This is a genomic window from Pedobacter ghigonis (assembly GCF_903166585.1).
GTDB lineage: Bacteria > Bacteroidota > Bacteroidia > Sphingobacteriales > Sphingobacteriaceae > Pedobacter > Pedobacter ghigonis.
In genome coordinates this window covers 72,768-93,163 of record NZ_CAESCM010000017.1, presented here as the reverse complement: position 1 = coordinate 93,163, position 20,396 = coordinate 72,768, and the positions used below count along the sequence as shown (strand labels likewise).

The 20,396-nt window shown below is 39.8% G+C and carries 14 protein-coding genes; 8 read left to right on the top strand and 6 right to left on the bottom strand.

The window, feature by feature from the left end:
- Positions 1-128 precede the first annotated feature (128 nt).
- From HWV58_RS20960 to HWV58_RS20930, 7 genes are all read left to right on the top strand, one after another.
- Positions 129-3,347: a SusC/RagA family TonB-linked outer membrane protein gene (locus HWV58_RS20960; RefSeq protein ID WP_175635959.1), complete on the top strand. Its 3,219-nt coding sequence runs from the start codon at positions 129-131 to the stop codon at positions 3,345-3,347.
- 7 nt (positions 3,348-3,354) lie between these two features.
- Complete coding sequence (locus tag HWV58_RS20955; RefSeq protein ID WP_175635958.1) at positions 3,355-4,935, top strand: SusD/RagB family nutrient-binding outer membrane lipoprotein; 1,581 nt, start codon at positions 3,355-3,357, stop codon at positions 4,933-4,935.
- Positions 4,936-4,944: 9 nt separating this feature from the next.
- Positions 4,945-6,483, top strand: a complete 1,539-nt coding sequence (locus HWV58_RS20950; RefSeq protein WP_175635957.1) for a DUF5689 domain-containing protein — start codon at positions 4,945-4,947, stop codon at positions 6,481-6,483.
- A gap of 81 nt (positions 6,484-6,564) precedes the next feature.
- Positions 6,565-7,974: a calcineurin-like phosphoesterase C-terminal domain-containing protein gene (locus tag HWV58_RS20945; RefSeq protein ID WP_175635956.1), complete on the top strand. Its 1,410-nt coding sequence runs from the start codon at positions 6,565-6,567 to the stop codon at positions 7,972-7,974.
- 6 nt (positions 7,975-7,980) lie between these two features.
- Positions 7,981-8,880, top strand: a complete 900-nt coding sequence (locus tag HWV58_RS20940; RefSeq protein WP_235972788.1) for a glycerophosphodiester phosphodiesterase family protein — start codon at positions 7,981-7,983, stop codon at positions 8,878-8,880.
- 20 nt (positions 8,881-8,900) lie between these two features.
- The gene (locus tag HWV58_RS20935; protein WP_175635955.1) at positions 8,901-9,803 is read left to right on the top strand and encodes a glycerophosphodiester phosphodiesterase family protein; all 903 of its coding nucleotides are present in this window, start codon (positions 8,901-8,903) and stop codon (positions 9,801-9,803) included.
- Positions 9,804-9,828: 25 nt separating this feature from the next.
- On the top strand, positions 9,829-10,527 hold the full coding sequence (locus HWV58_RS20930) for a GDSL-type esterase/lipase family protein (RefSeq protein WP_175635954.1): 699 nt from the start codon (positions 9,829-9,831) through the stop codon (positions 10,525-10,527).
- A 332-nt stretch (positions 10,528-10,859) separates the two neighbouring features.
- On the opposite strand, the gene bioD is transcribed toward HWV58_RS20930, so the two are convergent.
- The 4 genes from bioD to HWV58_RS20910 form a co-directional block, all read right to left on the bottom strand.
- Entirely contained in the window at positions 10,860-11,468 is a 609-nt protein-coding gene (bioD, locus tag HWV58_RS20925) for a dethiobiotin synthase (RefSeq protein ID WP_175635953.1), read from the bottom strand.
- Positions 11,461-12,591, bottom strand: a complete 1,131-nt coding sequence (locus tag HWV58_RS20920; RefSeq protein WP_175635952.1) for an aminotransferase class I/II-fold pyridoxal phosphate-dependent enzyme — start codon at positions 12,589-12,591, stop codon at positions 11,461-11,463. Before HWV58_RS20920 ends, bioD begins: the two co-directional genes overlap by 8 nt.
- Positions 12,592-12,681: 90 nt before the next feature.
- The gene (locus tag HWV58_RS20915; protein WP_175635951.1) at positions 12,682-13,134 is read right to left on the bottom strand and encodes a hypothetical protein; all 453 of its coding nucleotides are present in this window, start codon (positions 13,132-13,134) and stop codon (positions 12,682-12,684) included.
- Positions 13,135-13,213: 79 nt separating this feature from the next.
- Entirely contained in the window at positions 13,214-13,990 is a 777-nt protein-coding gene (locus HWV58_RS20910) for an XRE family transcriptional regulator (protein WP_124559950.1), read from the bottom strand.
- 133 nt (positions 13,991-14,123) lie between these two features.
- Between HWV58_RS20910 and HWV58_RS20905 the strand changes: the two genes are divergently transcribed.
- Positions 14,124-14,474 (top strand): GIY-YIG nuclease family protein, encoded by a 351-nt coding sequence (locus HWV58_RS20905; RefSeq protein ID WP_175635950.1) that lies wholly within the window; start codon positions 14,124-14,126, stop codon positions 14,472-14,474.
- Between the two features lie 73 nt (positions 14,475-14,547).
- Here the strand turns inward: HWV58_RS20905 and HWV58_RS20900 are convergent, their stop codons facing one another.
- Positions 14,548-17,700 carry a peptidase MA family metallohydrolase gene (locus HWV58_RS20900; RefSeq protein ID WP_175635949.1) on the bottom strand — a complete coding sequence of 1,051 codons (3,153 nt, stop codon included), beginning with the start codon at positions 17,698-17,700 and terminating at the stop codon, positions 14,548-14,550.
- Between the two features lie 167 nt (positions 17,701-17,867).
- Entirely contained in the window at positions 17,868-20,321 is a 2,454-nt protein-coding gene (locus tag HWV58_RS20895; protein WP_175635948.1) for a transglycosylase domain-containing protein, read from the bottom strand.
- Positions 20,322-20,396: the final 75 nt, after the last annotated feature.

Below are 20,396 nucleotides of genomic sequence, written 5' to 3'. Positions count from 1 at the left end.
TACTAACCGGATATACGATAACAATTATGATTAAAAATTTTACTCAACAAATTTCGTGGCATCAGTGCGTTTTGCATGAAAAGAAAAGCAGCCCCGATTGTGGCCAAAAGAAAAGTAGTACTTTTTGTATGGATAAACTAAAACGCTTTAGCCTTTTGGTTTGTGTATTGATGGCTCAGTTTGTTCTCATTAATGAGAGTTTTGCGCAGGCACCGGCACAAAATATAGTAATTAAAGGTACTGTGTTGGATGATCAGGATGGACAAGTGTTAATTGGTACTACCATAACCGATAGAAAAAAGAAGTTTTTGGCGGTAACCAACGAGAAAGGAAATTATACAATTCCCGTTGAAAAAGGAACCGCCGTTTCATACAATATGGTAGGTTACAAAGCGCTTGTAAAGGTTTATAATAACAATGATAATAATGCGGTAGTGAGGCTTCAGTCTTCTACCAGCGAATTAAATGAGGTTGTTGTTACAGCTTTGGGGATTAAACGTTCGGAAAGAGCGCTGGGTTATGCTATTACAACTTTAGATAGTTCGGCATTTACAAATGCAGTAGCGACTAACTGGACTGATGCACTATCAGGAAAAGTAGCAGGATTGAACCTGGTTCGCAATAGCGGTTTGGCAGGATCTAATAAAATTATTCTACGCGGAGAAAATAATTTAACCGGAGATAATGAGGCGCTGATTGTTATTGATGGAGTTGTAGCCAGCAGCAGTGCAAAACGTACTGCCGGAACTGGTGGTGGTGTTTATGGAACATCGGGAGATATTTTACCTACCGATTTTGGTAGTGCACTTAGCGATTTAAGCTCTGATGATATTGAAAATGTAACTGTGCTAAAAGGGCCGGCGGCATCTGCGCTTTATGGCCAGCGGGGAGCAAACGGAGCAATTGTAATTACCACCAAATCTGCGGGTAGCAATAAGAAAAAGTTTAACATTACATACACTTCTAATAAGGCTTTCGAGCAAATTAACCGAGGACCGGATATTCAGCAGGAATATGGCGCAGGGGTAAGTGGTGCAAGTTATTATAGTTTTGGTACGAATGCTGATGGGGCTGATACTCATGCAACGAGTTCAACTTACGGTCCACGATTTGATGGTACAAGTATGTTTTTTCAGTACGACCCTGTTACTCAAAAAGGTGGTACAACCCGTACGCCCTGGGTTGCATATCCAAATGCTTTAGATGCATTTTTCAAAACAGGTGTAGAAAATACCAATGCTGTTAGCTTAGATGGAAACGCCGGAAAAGTAGGTTTACGCTTTACTGCAAGCCATGGCGATAACGACTGGATCGTTCCTAATACCAATTTAGAACGTACTTCGGTTGCTTTATCGGGAAATAGCAAAATCACTAAAAAACTAAATCTTGTTTTTAAGGCCAGCTACAATAACAGGCATAGCGATAATTTGCCAGCAACAGGTTATGGCAATCAGTCTTTAATGTATTGGTTCATGTTTGCTCATCCAAATATGAATTTAGATTGGTTTAAAAATTATTGGGTGGCCGGCCAAGAGCAACGGAAATTTGTTGATTTAACTTCGAGTTTCCCTGAAGGTCCTTATGCAATTTCTGAACAATATTTAAACGGTCAGAGACGAAATGGTGTTTTGGGAAATGTTCAGGCAACTTACAATTTTACCAACGATTTAAGCTTATTGGTGCGCTCATCAATCGATTATAATCATGATATCCGCGAAACCCGTCGCCCGTGGGATGCTGCAGGAGCAAAATTTGCTCAGGGATCTTTTAGGGTTCAGGATATAAATTCGTACGAAGTCAATGCTGACTTTTTATTAAGATATAACAAGCAGCTAACAAAAGATATTAAACTTTCTGCAACAGTAGGAGGTAGCCAGTTAAGAAACAGGTATTACAAATCGGAGTTACGTGCTGATGGATTGGTTGTTCCTGGCGATTATAGTCTGGAAAACAATCAAAATCCATTAATATCTGTACCTGATACAGCCCGTTACAATATCAACAGTTTGTACGGTACACTGTCGCTCTCACTAAAAAATTATTTGTTTTTAGATTTTACCGGCAGACAGGATTGGAACAGTACGCTTGCATCTCCGCTTCGTACAGATAATGTTGGTTTCTTTTATCCATCTGCAAGTTTATCATTCATTGCTTCAGATTTCTGGAAAATGCCTTCACAAATCAGTTATTTAAAACTACGTGGATCAATTGCTCAGGTTGGTAGCGGTGGAACAACCCCATACCGTACTGCCTATAATTATACCCTTGCTGCTAACGGGATTTATCCGGGAGAGGCAATGACAAACCCAAGCATACTTCCAAATGTTAACTTAAAACCGCTATCTACAACTACTGTTGAGATAGGTGCAGAATTGAGGTTGTTTAAAAGCAGGTTGAATTTTGACTTTGCTGCATATACCGGAAATACCAAAAATCAGATATTAAGCCGCTCGATTGACAGGTCTACAGGTTATTCAGTTGCCATATTTAATGCCGGGCGTGTAGATAACAAAGGTTTGGAAATGTCTGTAAATGCTACGCCGTTACAAAGCAAATCGTTTAAATGGACGGTTAACGGAACATTTTCGGCAAACAGAAATACCATTAGAGAACTTGCTGACAGCTCGGTAATACTTCGTACAGGGCCACTTGGAGGTACTCAAATTGTAGCAAATGTTGGAGGTAGTTTAGGTGATATTTACGGTTTTGGATTAAAGCGTTCGCCTGACGGACAAGTGGTATTCGATAATACTGGTAAAGCTATTGTGGATCAAACACAATTAAAATACCTCGGAAATACCATGCCTAAATTCAGATTTAGTTTTGGTACTGGTGTAACCTATAAAGGTTTTACTGCAAATGTTTTATTTGATGCACAGCTCGGTGCCGTTGCACACTCATTAACATTTGCAAGAATGGCCGGTCTTGGTAAATTAAAATTAACACTGCCTGGAAGATATGGTGGCTTAATTGGAGAAGGTGTAATGTTAAATGCAGATGGTGTTACTTATAGTCCTAATACAACGGTAGCAACTGATATCGGTGCATTTTATGAAGCGATGTACGGCTCTACCAATGCTGAAGGAAGTACTTTCAGAACAGATTATCTAAAATTCAGGGAAGCAAGTCTTAATTATACATTCTCTAAAAGGCTGACTTCGAGTTTAGGCCTTAGCCGTTTAACCCTGGGTGTATACGGACGTAACTTGTATACCTGGTCGCCATGGCCAGCTTTCGATCCAGAGTTTGGTACTTTATCGGGTAGCGATATTGTACAAGGTTTTGAAGTTGGGCAATTGCCATCAACCAGAACTTTTGGTGCACGTTTAGTAGTGGGAATAAACTAATAAGAAAATGAAAAAAATTAAAAATATTACAGGTTATGCTTTCTTACTAGTGATGGGGACTTCATTTTTCTCCTGCAAGAAAGATTTCGATAAAATCAATACAGATCCAATAGGTGTGCCTAAAGTTGCAGCAGAAAAATTGCTGGCACCTACTTTAACAAACGTATTAAGTGCAAACTTAATTCGTAACCGGAGCATTAACAACGAACTAATGCAAGTTACAGTTTCTACTTTGGATGAGGTGCTGGAAGGCAGGATTTACAGGTATGATATCAGGAGGCAACTATCTGATGCGATGTGGAATTCATGGTATTCTGAATTGACCAATATAAAAGATATCAATATCATTGCCAGCGAAAAAGGTACAATTAACACTTCATATCAGGGGATTTCAAGAATTGCAGAAGCGTGGACTATGCAATTGCTAACCGATACTTATGGCGATGTACCTTATACAGAAGCAAATCAGGGTAAGCTTGGTACTTTAGAGCCAGCATTTGATAAGCAGAAAGATATTTATATGTCGTTGCTGAATAAACTGGAAGAAGCAAATACACTTCTTTCGGCAGGTCAGACTATTGTGGCCAACAGTGATCCGGTTTATAACGGTGATATTAATAAATGGCGCAGATTTGGAAACTCCCTGTATTTAAGGTTGTTGCTGCGTATTTCTGGTAAAGCAGAAGTAAGTGCGCAGGTTATAGCCAAAATAAAAGAAATGGTAGATACTAACCCTGCCAAGTATCCAATTATGACTGATAATACCCATACAGCTAAAATTCTTTGGAATGGTACAAATAGCAGTACGGCTGTATATTCATCGCCATTTATGGTTAGTGTTAGGCCGGCCGATTTCAGGGCATCTGCCATCGTTGATTTCTTCATCAACAATCTAACCAGCTGGGCTGATCCTAGAATAAATCCTACATATGGAAAAAACGGGGTAAACAGATGGGGAATAGCTTCAGGACCGGCAGGATACGTTGGTGTGCCAAGCGCCTATGCGATAGGTAGCGGAGCACCAGCAAAACAGGCTTATTTTTATTCTGATGCACAATCTGGTAATCCATTCAGTTTGCAAACAGACGCTTCAACAGGAGTGATCATGAATGTGGCAGAAGTTGATTTTATTTTGGCAGAGGCGGCAGCAAGAGGCTGGATTAACGGAACTGGCGAAAACTATTATTATAAAGGTATAGCAGATGGAATTAACTACTGGATTCCGTCATTATATGCAAACGGTAATGACGCATCAGTAAGAGATTATGCTTCGAAAGGTGATTTTAACTGGAACAACGCATTACCATTGGATAGTAAAACGGTTGGTGCTAACAGTAAACTGGAGCAGATTCACCTGCAAAAATATTATGCATTGTTTTTAGTAGATTTTCAGCAATGGTTTGAATACACGAGAACCGGGCATCCACTGCTTCCGAAAGGAGCAAGTTTATTAAATGGTGGAAAAATGCCGGTTCGTCTATACTATCCGATACTTGTACAATCTACAAATCCAACTAATTATAAAAATGTTCTGGCTGCACAGGGAGCAGATGATGTTAATACACTAATGTGGTGGCAAAAACCTTAAATACTATTGATGATGAAAAATAAACTAAAATATTTTCTTTTGCTGGCCATTACTGTTGTGATTTACACAGGCTGCAAACGGGATGACGACTATCGCTATAAGTTTTCAGAAAGTGGTTTCATTTCCAACTTTGATTTAAGAAGGTACTATAAAGGAACAGATCTTGCACTTAATGCCGATGCCATAGGTGGTGCTACAAGTATTAGAGGTGTGGTGGTTTCTGATTTTAGATCGGGTAATTCTGTAGCAGGATTAATTGCTTTGCAAAATAGCCGCATTAATGGTAGCGCAGATTCACTCAGGGGCATTTCCTTTAATATTGGAGCGGCTGCTTCAAATTTTATTCCTGGAGATTCATTGCATATCAAACTTGACGGTGGTGTATTGAAAAGGGTAGATGGGGTTTTACAAATCACTGGTTTAACAAGTTCTGCTGTTACCAAAGTTGCATCGGGTAGAATCATTAAGCTTCAGGCAGCAAGTACGAGTACTATTTTAGCTAATCCAGATCGTTATGAAAGCACGCTGGTAGCCATTAATAGTGCTGTATATGATCCAGAGCCTGCTAGTGGTGTCGTTTATTCGGGAGATAAAATCCTAAATGATGGTTTCGGGGTTGCAACCTTGCGTACCAGTGCTAATGCTACTTTTGCCAATACCGCTGTTCAGCCATCGGGTAACTTTACCGGTATAGTTTATGTTACCGGCACGGGGGCTTCAAAAAAGATCGAATATAGAATGAGAGCAATAGAAGACTTCTTTTATGTTGCAATGCCTAAACTTTCGCCAGCAATTATTTCTGGTTTTCATGTGGATCCCAACGGAACAGATGGGAATTATGAATACATTCAGTTTTTAGCAACAAAGGATATTGATTTTGCAGTTACTCCATTTTCAGTATATACCAATAATAATGCTGGGGCAACTACTTTTCCTACGCAAGGGTGGAACACAGGTGCATTGAGGACTTACAAATTTAACCTTACCTCTGGTTCAGTAAAAAAAGGAAGCTTTTTCTATGTTGGTGGAGCAGGCCAGCGTATTAACGGTTCAGCCTCAACAGTTATACCTGCATCGAAATGGATTGCAAGTGTGAATTATACTACTGTGCCGGGCGCAAATGGTGTTGGAGATGTAACAGGCAACCTGTTGGCTAATAGCGGAAACGTTGCGGGTATCGCCATATTTGAAGGTACCAATATAACTCCAAACTCTGTTCCATTAGATGTAATCTTTTATGGTGGGGCAAATGGAAGTTATTATACACCAGGCCCTCCTGAATATGGATTCAGAATTACGATTACTGATAAATTTAGTACTTACGCCGGAACATCAGCGCAAGAGTATTATGGAAAGGGAACAAATGGAAACGATAAGCGTTTTGCAGGTTTCCCAACTGCTGTAAGTTTCGCCAGATTAGGAGGTGTTTACAGGGCCAATAAAGGTGGATGGGAATCGGCGCGGACAATGATTAGCGTTGTATTGACCAATACCTCGGTACTTAGTGATATAGAAACAGGAAGCGTTACCACCTTAATCGATAAATAAAAAAATGAGAAGGCCAGCGAGAACTGGCCTTCTTAATATTGCAACCACTTAATCTATATGATTTAAGATCAATAAAAATCAATGAACAGAAGATCCTTTATACAAAAGTCAACTTTATTAACCACAACTTTATTCGTTAGTCTAAAATCCTTCCCCTCGTCGCTGTTTGCTGTTGATGGTTTGGTAAGCGGAACCGTAACCAGTAAGGGCAAAGCGGTTGCCGGGGTTGTAATTTCTGATGGTTACAGCGTAGTGCAAACCGATAAAAGCGGTAATTATGAAATAAAACTCCACGAACTGGCCCGTTTTGTATGGATCAGTACGCCTGCTGGTTATGAATTTAAAACCGAAAGCAGCATCGCGCGCCATTATTACAAACCAGATACTGCCGGAAAATTAAATTTCGACCTTAAGCCGCTGAAACAGAATGATGAAAAACATAACTTTATTATTTGGGCCGACCCGCAGGTAAAGAATAAAAAAGATGTGGCACAAATGATGGAAACCTCTGTGCCTGATACCCGCGAGGTAGTAAAAAGCATGGGTAAAACACCCGTACATGGAATTGGAGTAGGTGATTTGGTTTGGGATAATTTTGATCTTTTCCCTGCCTACGATGAAGCCATAGCCAAAATTGGTATTCCTTTTTTCCAGGCATTGGGTAACCATGATCAGGATTACAGGCAGGGTGGAGACGATACTTCCGACAGGACTTTCCAGGCGCATTACGGACCAACATATTACTCATTTAACAGGGGCAAGGCGCATTACGTAGTTTTAGATGATGTACGCTATTTAGGTGTAGAGCGTACCTACGATGGCTACATCACTCCAACGCAATTAGAATGGCTGGCCAAAGATTTACAGTTTGTGCCTAAAGAGGCGTTATTGATTATCTGTTTGCATATTCCGGTACACAATTCAGTAAAAAATAATGCTGATTTCTATGCCGTTTTAAAAGATTTCAAAAACATCCACATCATGTCGGGGCATACCCACTTTAATAAAAATGTAATCAAAAACGGAATTTACGAGCATAACCATGGTACGGTTTGTGGCGGCTGGTGGACAGGCCCGATTTGTGAAGATGGAACCCCGCGTGGTTATGGTGTTTACGAAGTTGACGGAACCGAACTGAAATGGTATTACAAATCGACAGGTAGAGATCGGAAAGAACAACTGGATATTTACGTCGATACCTTAACCAACCAGAAAAGGCTGATTGCAAACGTTTGGAACTACGATCCCGATTGGAAAGTAGAATATTTCCTCGATGGTAAGCCAATGGGCACTTTAGCACAACAAGATGGTTATGATCCGCTGGCAGTAAAGCTGTATAAAGGCGATAAATTGCCTAATCCAAGGCCGTTTGTAGAACCGCGTTCAACCGATCACTTATTTTTAGCACATTTTGAGCCCAGCGTTAAAAACGTAAAGGTGGTTGCGACCGATCGTTTCGGTGAGAAATTTGAAGCAGAAATTAAAGGATAAAAACCGATGAAAACCGCTGTAACGCTTTATGGTTTAATTTTGTTGGGTGCTTTGGCGGCCCGTAAACTTAATATGGCTCCTCAAGCAACTCAATACCCTGCATTTAGTGCAGAGGCGCATCGGGGCGGCAGGGGATTAATGCCCGAAAATACCATTCCGGCTATGCTTTTTACGTTGAAGAACTACCCGGTAACTACTTTGGAAATGGATACCCATATTACCAAAGATGGCGAAGTGGTGGTAACACACGATGATTATTTGAGCCGGGCTTTTACACTGTTGCCCAACGGTAGTGAAATACCGAAAGCAGATGCAAAGAAATATGCGGTTTATCAGCTTAACTACGATAACCTTAAAAGCTTTATTGTGGGAGCAAAACCCTACGATGCATTTCCTCAGCAACAACAGGTTAAAAGTTATATTCCGCGTTTAGGCGATTTGATCGACTCTGTTCAGCATTACATTAAAAGCAACCATAAGAAACAATGCTTTTACGATATCGAAATTAAATCTACTGTGAAAGGCGATGATGTGCTGCATCCTAAGCCCGAAAAGTTTGCAGAACTGGTTTTGGCAGTAGTTAAAAGAAAAGGGATACTGAATTATACGGTTATCCAGTCTTTTGATAAGCGGGCTTTACAGTTTATCCATCAAAAATATCCAGAAGTAAGGCTAAATTATCTGGTTAACAATAATAAAAGCTACGAAGAACACATTGAAGAACTGGGTTTTAAGCCTTTTATTATCGGGGCATCTTACAAAGATTTTAATCCAGAGATAATTGGCAAGGCACATGCCGATGGGGTAAAGGTTTTAACAGCCACAGTTAATACCCAAGAAGAAATAGAAAAGTTAAAAGCTTTAAAAATAGATGGAATAATGACCGATTATCCGAACCTATTTTAAAATAGAAATAACAATATACCATGAAATTAAATGTATCAGCCGTATTCATTGCGGTATCTTTGTTCGGTGGCCATGTGTTTGCCCAAAAAACAGCAGAATTTCCGAAATTCAGTGCAGAAGCACATCGCGGTGGACGCGGGTTAATGCCCGAAAATACCATTGCAGCCATGCTTAACGCAATGAAAATTGAAGGCATAACCACTCTGGAGATGGATACCCACATCTCTAAAGATGGCAAGGTAGTGGTTACGCACGATGATTATTTAAGTCCGGCATTTATGCTTACACCCGAAGGGAAAGAAATTCCGGAATCAGATGCACGTAAATACCCGATTTTTGGGATGAATTACAATGAGATTAAGAAATTCGATATCGGAAGTAAATATTATGCACTTTTTCCGCAACAGAAAAAAGAAAAAACACAACTGCCTTTGCTGGCCGATTTAATTGATGCGGTGCAACGCGATATTAAAGCCAATAAACGTAAACAGTTTTTTTATAACATCGAAACCAAATGCAGCGAAAAGGGCGATGGGGTAACCAATCCCGACCCGGAAACTTTTGTTAAACTTTTAATGGAAGTAATTAACAGCAAGAAAATTACTCCTTTTGTGGTTATCCAGTCGTTTGATAAGCGAACCATTCAGTTGATTCACCAAAAGTACCCGGCCGTTAAAACTTCTTTTCTTGTGGCCAATAAAAAAACTTATGAAGAAAATATTGCCGATTTAGGCTTTAAGCCATTTATTTTAAGTCCGGTGTGGCAAATGGTTACCGAAGAACTGGTAACTAAAGCGCATGCTGATGGTGTTAAAGTTATCCCGTGGACAGCCAATACTCTGGACGATGTACAAAAGCTGAAAGCTCTAAAGGTAGATGGTATTATTTCTGATTATCCGGATGTTTTAGTACAGGCAAAATAGTATTTTAGGCTTTTAAACTGATAAGATGGAAAAATTTTTGAATAAGTTACTGGTTTTTGCTTTTGCACTTGTACTGTTAAATTTCAAACCGGTACAGGCGCAGGTAATAAAATGGGATAGCACTTATCGTCCGGGTAAATATGTAGAGCTGGTTGCAAAGTTTAAAGCTGATCCGAAATCGAAAAAGGATTTTGTTTTTCTGGGCAACAGCATTACCGCTGGTACCGATTGGGCTAAATTATTGGATTTGCCACAGGCTAAAAACAGGGGGATTTCGGGCGATATTACCTTTGGGGTATTGGAGCGTTTGCAGGATGTGATTGATGGTAAACCGGCTAAAATTTTCATTCTGATTGGAATCAACGATATTTCGAGAAACATTCCGGATAGTGTAATTTTAAGGAATTATAAAAGCATCATCAGCAGAATAAGAAAGGGATCGAAGAAAACCCATATCTATTTCAATACGCTTTTACCTGTGAATAGTGCCTTCGAAAAGTTTAAAAACCATTATGGTAAAGACGAACACATTTTGTGGCTTAATGATCAGATCAGGCAATTTGCGGCAAAGAACGTAACCGTTATCGATCTCTATCCGAACTTTACAGATCAGGATAAACATTTAAGAGCTGAGCTGACTAAAGATGGCTTGCACCTTATTCCTGCAGGCTATCAGGTATGGGCCGATTTTCTTAAAAAGACTGGCTATTTAACAGAACGTTAATTGGGAGGATGCCTCCAAACAACAATTTATTTTTAAGATTGTCCCGTTGAGCCTGTCGAAATGCTTCAAAATTGCTTATTGAAGTCCTTCGACAGGCTACCATTGACAGACCCAACAGAAGAATCGTTATTTCGACTGAAATCAACCGGTTTTTCACCGGTAGCGGAACGGAGAAATCTATAAAGAAAGATTTAGCTTCGCTGAGCACTGCGTGGTTATTTACTATGCGCATATCGCTCGAAATAACGACTCCGAAGGGCCTGTAACTAATATTGATTTTTATCCAATAAATTAGCCCTCAGGATGACAATTGGTTTTGATTTTTTAAGGTTTTAAAGCGAAATGTATTCGCCGGCTAGTGCGATCTGTTCCCGATCAATCTGGCTTAAATGAGGAACATAACCCAGTTTTTTTGCCTGACTATACTGCAGGATGTACCTCTCAGTTTCCGCATTCTCATCACCATTAAAGATGATTCCCTTAACCGGAATACCATATAGTTTTAGCAGATTGAGCGATAATAAAGTGTGGTTAATGCTGCCCAGGTAGTTTTGCGATACCAGTATCACTTCAACATTCAGTTTTTTAATTAAATCGATAATCAGTTCGGTTTCGTTTAAAGGAACCATTAAACCACCAGCGCCTTCAATAATCAGGTTGTTTTCTGTTACAGGTATATGAATCTGATTAAGGTCAATTTCAATTCCATCCAATCTGGCCGATAAATGTGGAGATAAGGGCTGCGTTAAGCGGTAGCTTTCGGGGTGGATAACAGTTTTAGTGTTGGAAATTAAGCTGCTAATGGTTAGGCTATCGCTGGTATCGAGGTCGCCCGATTGGATTGGTTTCCAGTAATCGGCCTTTAGTTTTTCTGTTACAATTGCACTAACCAGTGTTTTGCCTATGCCGGTGCCAATGCCGGTAATAAAATATTTAGCCATCAAGTTGAAATTCGTTTAGGTGATTAACCAATGAGGTAATTTCATCATCGGTATTAAAAGTATGAAGGCAAATGCGTAAGCGCTCTTTGCCCAGCGCAACCGTTGGACTTAAAATCGCCCTTACATCAAAGCCTGCCTGTTGTAAAGTTTTTGCTGCTTGCTTAGCACGCTCGTTCGATGAAAATAAAATGCCCTGTATCGCACTTTCGCTATCTAAGGCCGCTATATTTTTTGCTTTAAGCAATTTTCTAAAGAGCGCTATCTTTTGATGAATGATCGTGTGATCTGTTTTACCCAATAACTGGTAGGCTGCTTTTACAGTAATGATATTATGAATGGGTGCTGCGGTAGTGTAAATAAACGACCGTGCAAAATTAATGAGGTAATGGCGCAGGTTTGGACTACCCAGTACTATTGCCCCATGCGCGCCTATGGCTTTGCCAAAAGTAACAATGCTTGCAAATACGCTATGGCTAAGGTTGAGTTGTTGTACCAAACCTTTACCCATCTCGCCAAAAATACCGGTGGCATGAGCTTCATCTACAATTAAGTTGGCTGCATATCGCTCACAAAGTGCAGCTATACTTGTTAGTGGAGCAGTATCGCCATCCATTGAATAAACACTTTCTACCACCACAAAGATGTTTCCTTGCGCTGTTTTGAGTTTTGTTTCCAGTGCATTTATGTCGTTGTGGGCAAATTTGTAGCGGGTAGCATGGCTTAAACGGCAACCATCAATAATGCTGGCATGAACCAGTTCATCAGTAATGATGGTATCGCCACGTTGTGGAATGCTGGATAAAAGGCCAACATTGGCATCGTAACCCGAATTGAAGATTAAACCACTTGTTGCACCATGGAAACTGGCAATAAAATGCTCGGTTTCTTCTATGTAGCTGGTGTTACCGCTGAGTAAGCGCGAACCACCAGAACCATTTTTATAATCAGGAAGTTGCTGTGTTAAAGCGGAAACAAGTTGCTGTAATTCGACCGAGCGGACAAAACCCAGATAATCATTTGAACAAAAATCAACAGGAGGGAGGTTGGTAGACAGGTTTCTGATAGAAAGGTTATCTTTCCGTTCCTGAAGTTTGCTGTTAAGGAATTGCTCGATTTTACGCATTGGCCAAAAATACAGAAAGCGTGCTGAATAATCAGAACGCTTTCTAAAATATGACGAATTAACCCTGGAGGTTAAAACCAATATATCAAATTAACCTTGTGCCGGTGGATTAGAAACAACCGGAGCTTTATCTTTTTTGTGCTGTCCCAGTCCTCTTCTCATTTTACCTGCTTTTTCTTTGGCTTCTGCACGGAATGCATCCATTTTAGTTTTTTGATCGGCAGTTAAAACGGCATCTATTTTAGCTTTTTGTGCACCCAAAGCTGCTTTGCGCTCTTTCATTTTACCTTTCATATCGCCCTGATCGGCTTTTCTCCAGGTATCCATGGTTTTTGCATTTTCCAGCTGGATGGCATAAATTTTCGACTTCTGATCGGCTGTTAAGCTTAGCTCTTTTTCCATTTTGGCCGTTACTTTTTCAGCACGCTGTTCAGCGGTCATTTTAGGCATTTGCCTTCTTGCCCTTTTTGTTGTGTCTTGTTGAGCAAATGCAGCTGTTAAACCCATCACTGCAATTGCTATGGTTAAAATTGCTCTTTTCATGTTTAATTTTTTTATGTGTTTGTTAAACTGATAGATATAAAAAAACGTAAACGGTTTAATCGGAGCCTGTTAAAAAATGTTAATTCTTGTTCAATTGCGAAATTGATTTCTGCATTTGGGCCATCATTTGGGTTAAGGTCTCCATGGTTGGATCTGGTGCAGGTTCTGGTAGAGAAGTAGAAATATAGGCTTTTGCTTTCCAGATTTCTAAAATATCTTCGGCCGCAATGGTATAAGCATCATAAACCTTATTGTCGGAAATTAATTTCAGGTCTTTGTTTTCTTTAAAGCGGTTACCAGCTCTTTTATATACTACACCTTCATTTTTGCTAATGATGACATAGGTTTCACCGGTTTTTACTTCGTTCCAGTTATCGAGGTATTCGCCAATAATTACGCTGCCGGGTTGAACAGGCAACATGCTGTCGCCCATAATTTCGAATGCACGGAAAGTACCTTGCCTTAAAGCAGGCAGAGGTAGCTGGAATTTAGGCAGGTCGCTTATATATTGTGGATCTGAAAAACCATTCAGGTAACCAGCGCTGGCTTTAACCGGCACAAGCTCGATGTTTTCCCGATCGTTTTGATCTACTGAAATACTCAGTACCCGCAGGTTCGATCCCTGGCTTTTCGGCTTCGGTTTCCAGCTGTCTGAAATTTTTTCATTGATAAATTCATCAATGGTTAAGTCAAAATATTCTGCTATTTTTTTTAGTAATTCATATTTAGGCTCAGCACGGTCTTCCTCGTAGGCACCGATTAAAGATCTTTTGATTTCCATAATATCAGCGAAATTTTGCTGTGTATGGCCTTTTTTCTTCCTGAGGTACTTTAAATTATTTGAAATATTTGACATAAAAATAAATTTTAAAATAAATTTGGAATTACTAAAATAGTTAGTAATTTTATGCTCATAAAGTTAGTAATATTATTTTGAATTGCAAGAAGATATACTAAATAGTTTAGTTTTAATTTTTAAACATAAGATCATGAAAAAGTTTGTTTACATCGTTACCGACAGAAATCGCACCAGCATGCACGTAGGCATGAGTTCTGATTTGATTAAGACTTTGGATTTCTACAAACAGATGCCAAACTTATTCTTTGATAATGGAATGCAATTAACCCGTTTAGTTTACTTTGAAGAGTTTAAATCTGAAGCCCAGGCTTTGGTCCGTTTTAAATCTATTAGCAGGTTTACCCGCATGCAAAAGGAGCGTTTGGTACGCTCATGCAACCCCGACTGGATTGATTTAACCATAGGGCTGGATTTTGAAAATATCCTTTTACATCGAAACATAACCAATCAGGTTAAGTTATCATTCAATAGCCTATCTTAAAAAAACATATCCTGCAAAAAGAGCGATCAGTTATCTGATCGCTCTTTTTGCAGCTATTAAATTTGCTTGCTGATTACCAACCCGGTGCAAAAGTTAAACCAAATACCCCAGCTTTAACATCTTTACGCTGAAAAGGAATAGCATAATAAGGCTCTAGTACAAAATAGCCAAAAACATTTACCCTCAACGATATACCAACACTTAGCGCTGGCACACGCTCATTTGTGGTTTGGTAAGAGCCAATAACGGCACCGCTATCATCTTTTACAGGAACATCTGTATAAGTTGGTTCACTTTTGAAAACTACTTTGGTATCATTTGTCCAGGCTACACCAGCATCAAAGAAAAGATTCAAATCAGAAAATAAAAATTTAGAAGGAACAGCTGCCAGTTTTTTCGGGCCTGTAAATGGCAGGCGTACCTCAAAGTTAACTACGGCAATTTTACTTCCGCTTAACTGGTTAATATCAAAAGATTCAGAAGCTCTTGCCGATGTGGTTTTATATATAGAGTTCGATTCGTAACCTCTGATTAAATATGGATAACCCAGATACATCGGGTAAAGTTTATCCGCATCTTTACCGATTCTTAAAGTGTTGTAGCTTCTTACGGCAAAAGTAACAGGTTTAGCTCTCCAGTATTTGCGTAAATCGGCAGTTACACCAGCAAAATTATAGGTTCCGAGGAATTTCTCACCACTTACACGGTACCTGAAACCATCCAGCGGAGCCGTTAATCCAAAAATCGAATTATCGCCAACAAAACCAGCGTTTAACTGAAACAGGGTGAAGGCATTAAAAGGAATACCATAATCTAAGGAAGCCTGTTCATTCGATATTTTTGTGCGGTCAGACCCTACAAAAAATCCGTTAGGATTGTAGTAATTGCTATAACGGTCTACCCGATAGCTGTAGTGCGAAAAGGCACCCCCCAGCTCAAACCGGTGTATTTTGCTAAAAGGGTAGGCTCCAAAAACCTGCACCTGATCTTCAAACGTTCTGATGATATCGGTACGGTAATTAATTGCGTCGGTGGTTTGATTGTTGCCAACCGGCACTTTTTCGAAACCGTAAGAGCTAAACCCCGAAACATAAGGAATGTGCGAAACCGCAACTCCCCAGTTAATTCTGCTTTTTTGGTTAATATAACCTACTAAACCTCCAAAATCGTAGATTTCTCCGTTTACCGAAAGGTTGGCAATGATCTGGTTGGTACCCAATATATCGCTAAACATACCTACAATACCTCCCGAAACACCAGTTCCGAAACGGCTTGTAGATACACCAACACCACTGTTTGCCAGATAATCTAACCTGAATTTTGGTTTGTATGGCACTACTCTCATCGAATCGGCTACCGTTTTTTCGAATCGGTCGAAGTTATTCAGGTTCGAATTGATGATGTTAACACCAATATTCTCCATTGGAGGTAAAACTGCAGCATCGAAGTTTTCTTCCTGATTGCCAATGCGTTTAGCTTTAAAGCTGCTTAATTTAGCATTATAAAGGGTGTAACGCTGATAGCGGTAGTAACTGTAAACAATATCATCGGTTGCCGATACTGAAATGGCTGGCGAAAACTCGGTGATACCACTGATACCGGTAAAGTAATCGGTTAACTGATCTACACTATTATCGGCGAAGTTGTATTTGTATAAATTTCTGAAACCATCTCTGTTTGACAAGAAATAGATGTTTTGACTGTTTGAAGAGAATTGTGCATTGAGGTTATTAGCACCCGGAAATACATTCAGATTGCTAACTGTTTTCGCAGCAATATCATAAACAGCCAGATTGATTGGCAGCACTGCATTTACGGTATTGGCCTGAATGGCTGCACGATCTGATGAAAATACCAGTTTTTTGCCATCAGGAGAATAACTGGGGGCATAATCAGAATACACATCGTCGGTAATCTGGGTTATCACTTTCGTGTCCAGATTGTAAGAGAAAATATCACTCTGACCTTCAACCATACCTGAGAATGCCACATCTTTTCCGTTAGGCGACCAGGTTAAGTTGCCAAATTGCTGCACTTTTCCCATGGCCGTTTGCGATACCGTAGAACCAGTGGCTACATCAACAATCATCATCTGATTTTTACCATGACTGAAAATACTAAAAGCAAACTGCTTACTATCTGGCGACCAGGCACCGGCCGATTCTATAAAGTTAAAATCATCGATATGGCCATTAGAAATCTGGCTGGTTAGTTTCCTGATAATCCGTCCGGTTTTGGCATCGGCGAGGAACAAATCAATACCAAAGAGGTCTTTCTCTGACATAAAAGCCAGGTATTTACCGTCGGGACTAAGGGCAGGGGCAACGTTCATATTGCCGGCATTTTTGTTGTCGATAATTTTAGTTCCCGTAATTTTTATCTGCGAACTATCCGCTTTTAGCATGGGTTTGTAATGCGCATCAATCGAGTTTTTCCAAAGGCCTGATAAGGTTTTATCGTCGTAACCAAAGGTATATTTGATGGCATTCTCGTAACCGTATTTTGCCGTATTCTTAAATAAAGGAACTATAGTGGTATCGCCATATTGTGAACCAATGTAAGTCCAGAAGGCCTGACCATAACGGTATGGGAAATATTTATTGGAGTTGGTTAAGTCTTTTAGTGAAGGGATATCACGATTTAACATGGCATCGCGCATCCACATCGAAGTAAAGGCATCTTTTTTACCGATAGAAAGATACTCGGCCATCCCCTCAACCATCCACAAGGGCGTTTGTCCTACATTTTCGAGGCTGATCGAATCTTTTTCCAATAAGATGTGATACTGGAATGCGTGCACCAACTCGTGACCCAAAACGTGTCTGGTTTGGCTGTTAAGCTCCATAATCGGCATAATAACGCGGTTTTTTAGGGCTTCGGTAACACCACCGGTACCAATTCCGATTTCTCCGTTCAGAGCAGTAGTTTGTTGAAAATCAGGGTGGTTGTTGTAAAGGATAATCGGATTTTTCTTTAAGAAAGTATCTCTGAAAACCTCCTGATGCATTTTGTACCAGGTTTCGGCATCCTGCGAAAAGCGTTTCAGGAGCTTAGGGTTTTTAAGATAGTAGTAAATTTCGAAGTGGGGAGTTTGTAAAACCTCAAAGTCGAGTTTTTTATACCTTACCTTATTTTGGCCAAAGTATTGGGCTTTTACAGAGAGTGAAAGAATAAGCAGGAGCGATAAAGTAAAATATCGCTTTAATAAAGTAGAGCCTATTTTCATATGTGTAGTTTTAGTATCGATGTTCAGTAATTTACGAAAATGAAATTGTAAGAGATTTGGAAAATAAAAATAGTAATTGTTTAAAATACTATTGAAATTTTAACATTTTTTTAAACTTTTGGCTAACCAAAAACTGGTTAGCCGAAAGTTTATTGCAGGAAAATCCTTTAATTGTCGTTATTGTTTTCGTTTTTTTTCTTTTCCCGTTCTTCCTGGCGCTGTTTTCTTCTCAGTTCGCGTTCCTCTTTTTTAGTTAGGGGTACAGTTGCGGCAGGTGGGGGTTGAACTGGTTCTGGTTTCTTTTCTTCCTTTTTCACTTCAGGTTCAACCACCACAGGGGTAGCTGTTTCCGGAGTTTCTGGTACTGTAAACTCGGTCGAATCAACCATTACGCTATCGGTTGAAGTAGTATCCCTAACAATTTGTGGGCTAGGGCAGTTGTAGGTACGGGTAATATCAACTGTAGCTTTTGGAAAAGGACCATAAGTATAGCCAGTACTTGGATCGAGGTAAACTTTCTCCATAAATTTGGCAAAAATAGGTAAGGCTGTTCTCGAACCTTCTCCCTGTTCTCCATTTTTAAAGTGTGCCGTTCTTTCGTCGCAGCCTACCCAAACACCTGTTACCAAATCTTTTGTTAAGCCCATATACCAGGCATCTACATAATCGGATGAGGTTCCTGTTTTACCACCAATCTGGTTATTTTTTCTAAATAAATCGGGCCATTCCCACAAGGCCTGAGAAGTTCCTCCGGGTTCTTCCATACCACCACGAAACATGTAGGTCATTAACCAGGCAATTTCTTCGCTTAAAACCCTTTTGGTTTTAGGCTTAAATTCGTCAATTAAGTTGTTATCCTGATCGGTAATTTTCTCCACTAAAATCGGATCAGTTTTAATGCCTTTATTCATAAAAGTGGCATAAGCTTTCACCATTTCGTAAACAGTAACATCGTTTGAGCCCAAACTTACCGATGGAACAGACTCTAAATGGCTATCGATACCACATTCGTGTGCATATTTAACTACGTTATCCCAGCCTACCTTTTCGGTAACCTGTGCAGTAATGGTGTTTACCGATCTGGCCATGGCCCATCTTAAGCTCATTTCGCGGTAGGTAATGCTGTAATCGGCATTTTTAGGCTCCCAATATTTGGTTTCGCCTTTATCCTGATAAGCAATCTTAACTGGTTTATCCGTAAACTTATCGCAAGGACTCATGCCTTGTTCTAAAGCAGTAAGGTAGGCGAAAGGTTTAAAAGTAGAGCCTGCCTGACGTTTAGACTGGTTAACGTGATCGTATTTGAAGAATTTATGGTTAATTCCACCCACCCAAACCTTAATTTTTCCGCTGGCAGGTTCCATGGTCATCATACCCGTATTCATGATCTTTCCATAATAACGGATCGAATCTAAAGTAGAAAATAGGGTATCGCGATCACCTTTGTAGGTGAAAATCTGCATCCTTTTCTTTTTATTGAAATAAGCCGTTACAGAATCGGGATTATTAGGGAATTTCTTTTGCAACGCGGTATAAATCGGCAGGTTCTTCATTGCTCTGTCCGGATAATCTACTTTTTGCTTCTCCAAATCGTACCAGGGATCTTCGTTGCCCCATACGTTGTAAAACCTGCGTTGCAAAATCCGCATCTGGTCGGCAACGGCTTCTTCAGCGTATTTTTGAAGTTTAGAATCGATGGTGGTATAAATCTTTAACCCATCTTCGTATAAATCGTAACCATTATCTGTACACCATTTTTCGAGGTATTTAGCCACTGCTGCGCGTAAATAAGAATCTCCATCGCTGCCATCCTGCATTTTACCTTCTTTCAGTTTAATGGGCTCTTTTGATAAACCGGTTAAGCTGTCTTTGCTCAGGTATTTATATTTGTTCATCTGGGCAAGCACCACATTTCTTCTCTCAAGTGCTTTAGCAGGGTTTTTGGTTGGATTGTAAAGGGTAGTTCCTTTAAGCATCCCTACCAGCATGGCTGCATCGGTTGTGCTTAAATCTTTGGCTTCTTTATCAAAGTAAATCCTGCTGGCCGTTTTAATACCATAGGTGTTGTTACCGAAAGAAACTGTATTGAGGTACATCGTAATGATGTCGTTTTTTGAATAGTTGGATTCAAGCTTAACCGCTGTCATCCATTCTTTTAATTTTACTATTAACGTGCGTACCAGTGGGATTTTAACCAATAAACCCTGCGATTTATTGTATCGGGTGCGGTACAGGTTTTTGGCCAGTTGTTGTGTAATGGTACTGGCACCACCATCTTTACCTAAACCAATCACCGCACGGCCTACGGCCTGTACATCGATTCCCCAATGTTTGTAAAAACGTACATCTTCCGTAGCCACCAATGCCTGTATTACACTTGGGGCAATTTCTTCGTAATTTACCGGAGTTCTGTTCTCTTTAAAATATCTGCCAATTAGTTTTCCATCGGCGGTGTAAAGTTCTGAACCAACCCGCAAGGTTGGCGCTTTAATGTCGCGTACACTGGGAGAATAGCCAAACAGCCACAAAAAATTAAGTTGAAGTGCAGAAAAGAAAATTATTACAAAAAATAAAACAATGGAAAAATAACGTAAGTACTTGTTTTTTATCTCTTTAAACATATTGGTTAAGATGATCTTTTGGTAAATGCTAAGGCGCTAAATATAAAAAAACTCTGTATGCAAATTAACGTATTT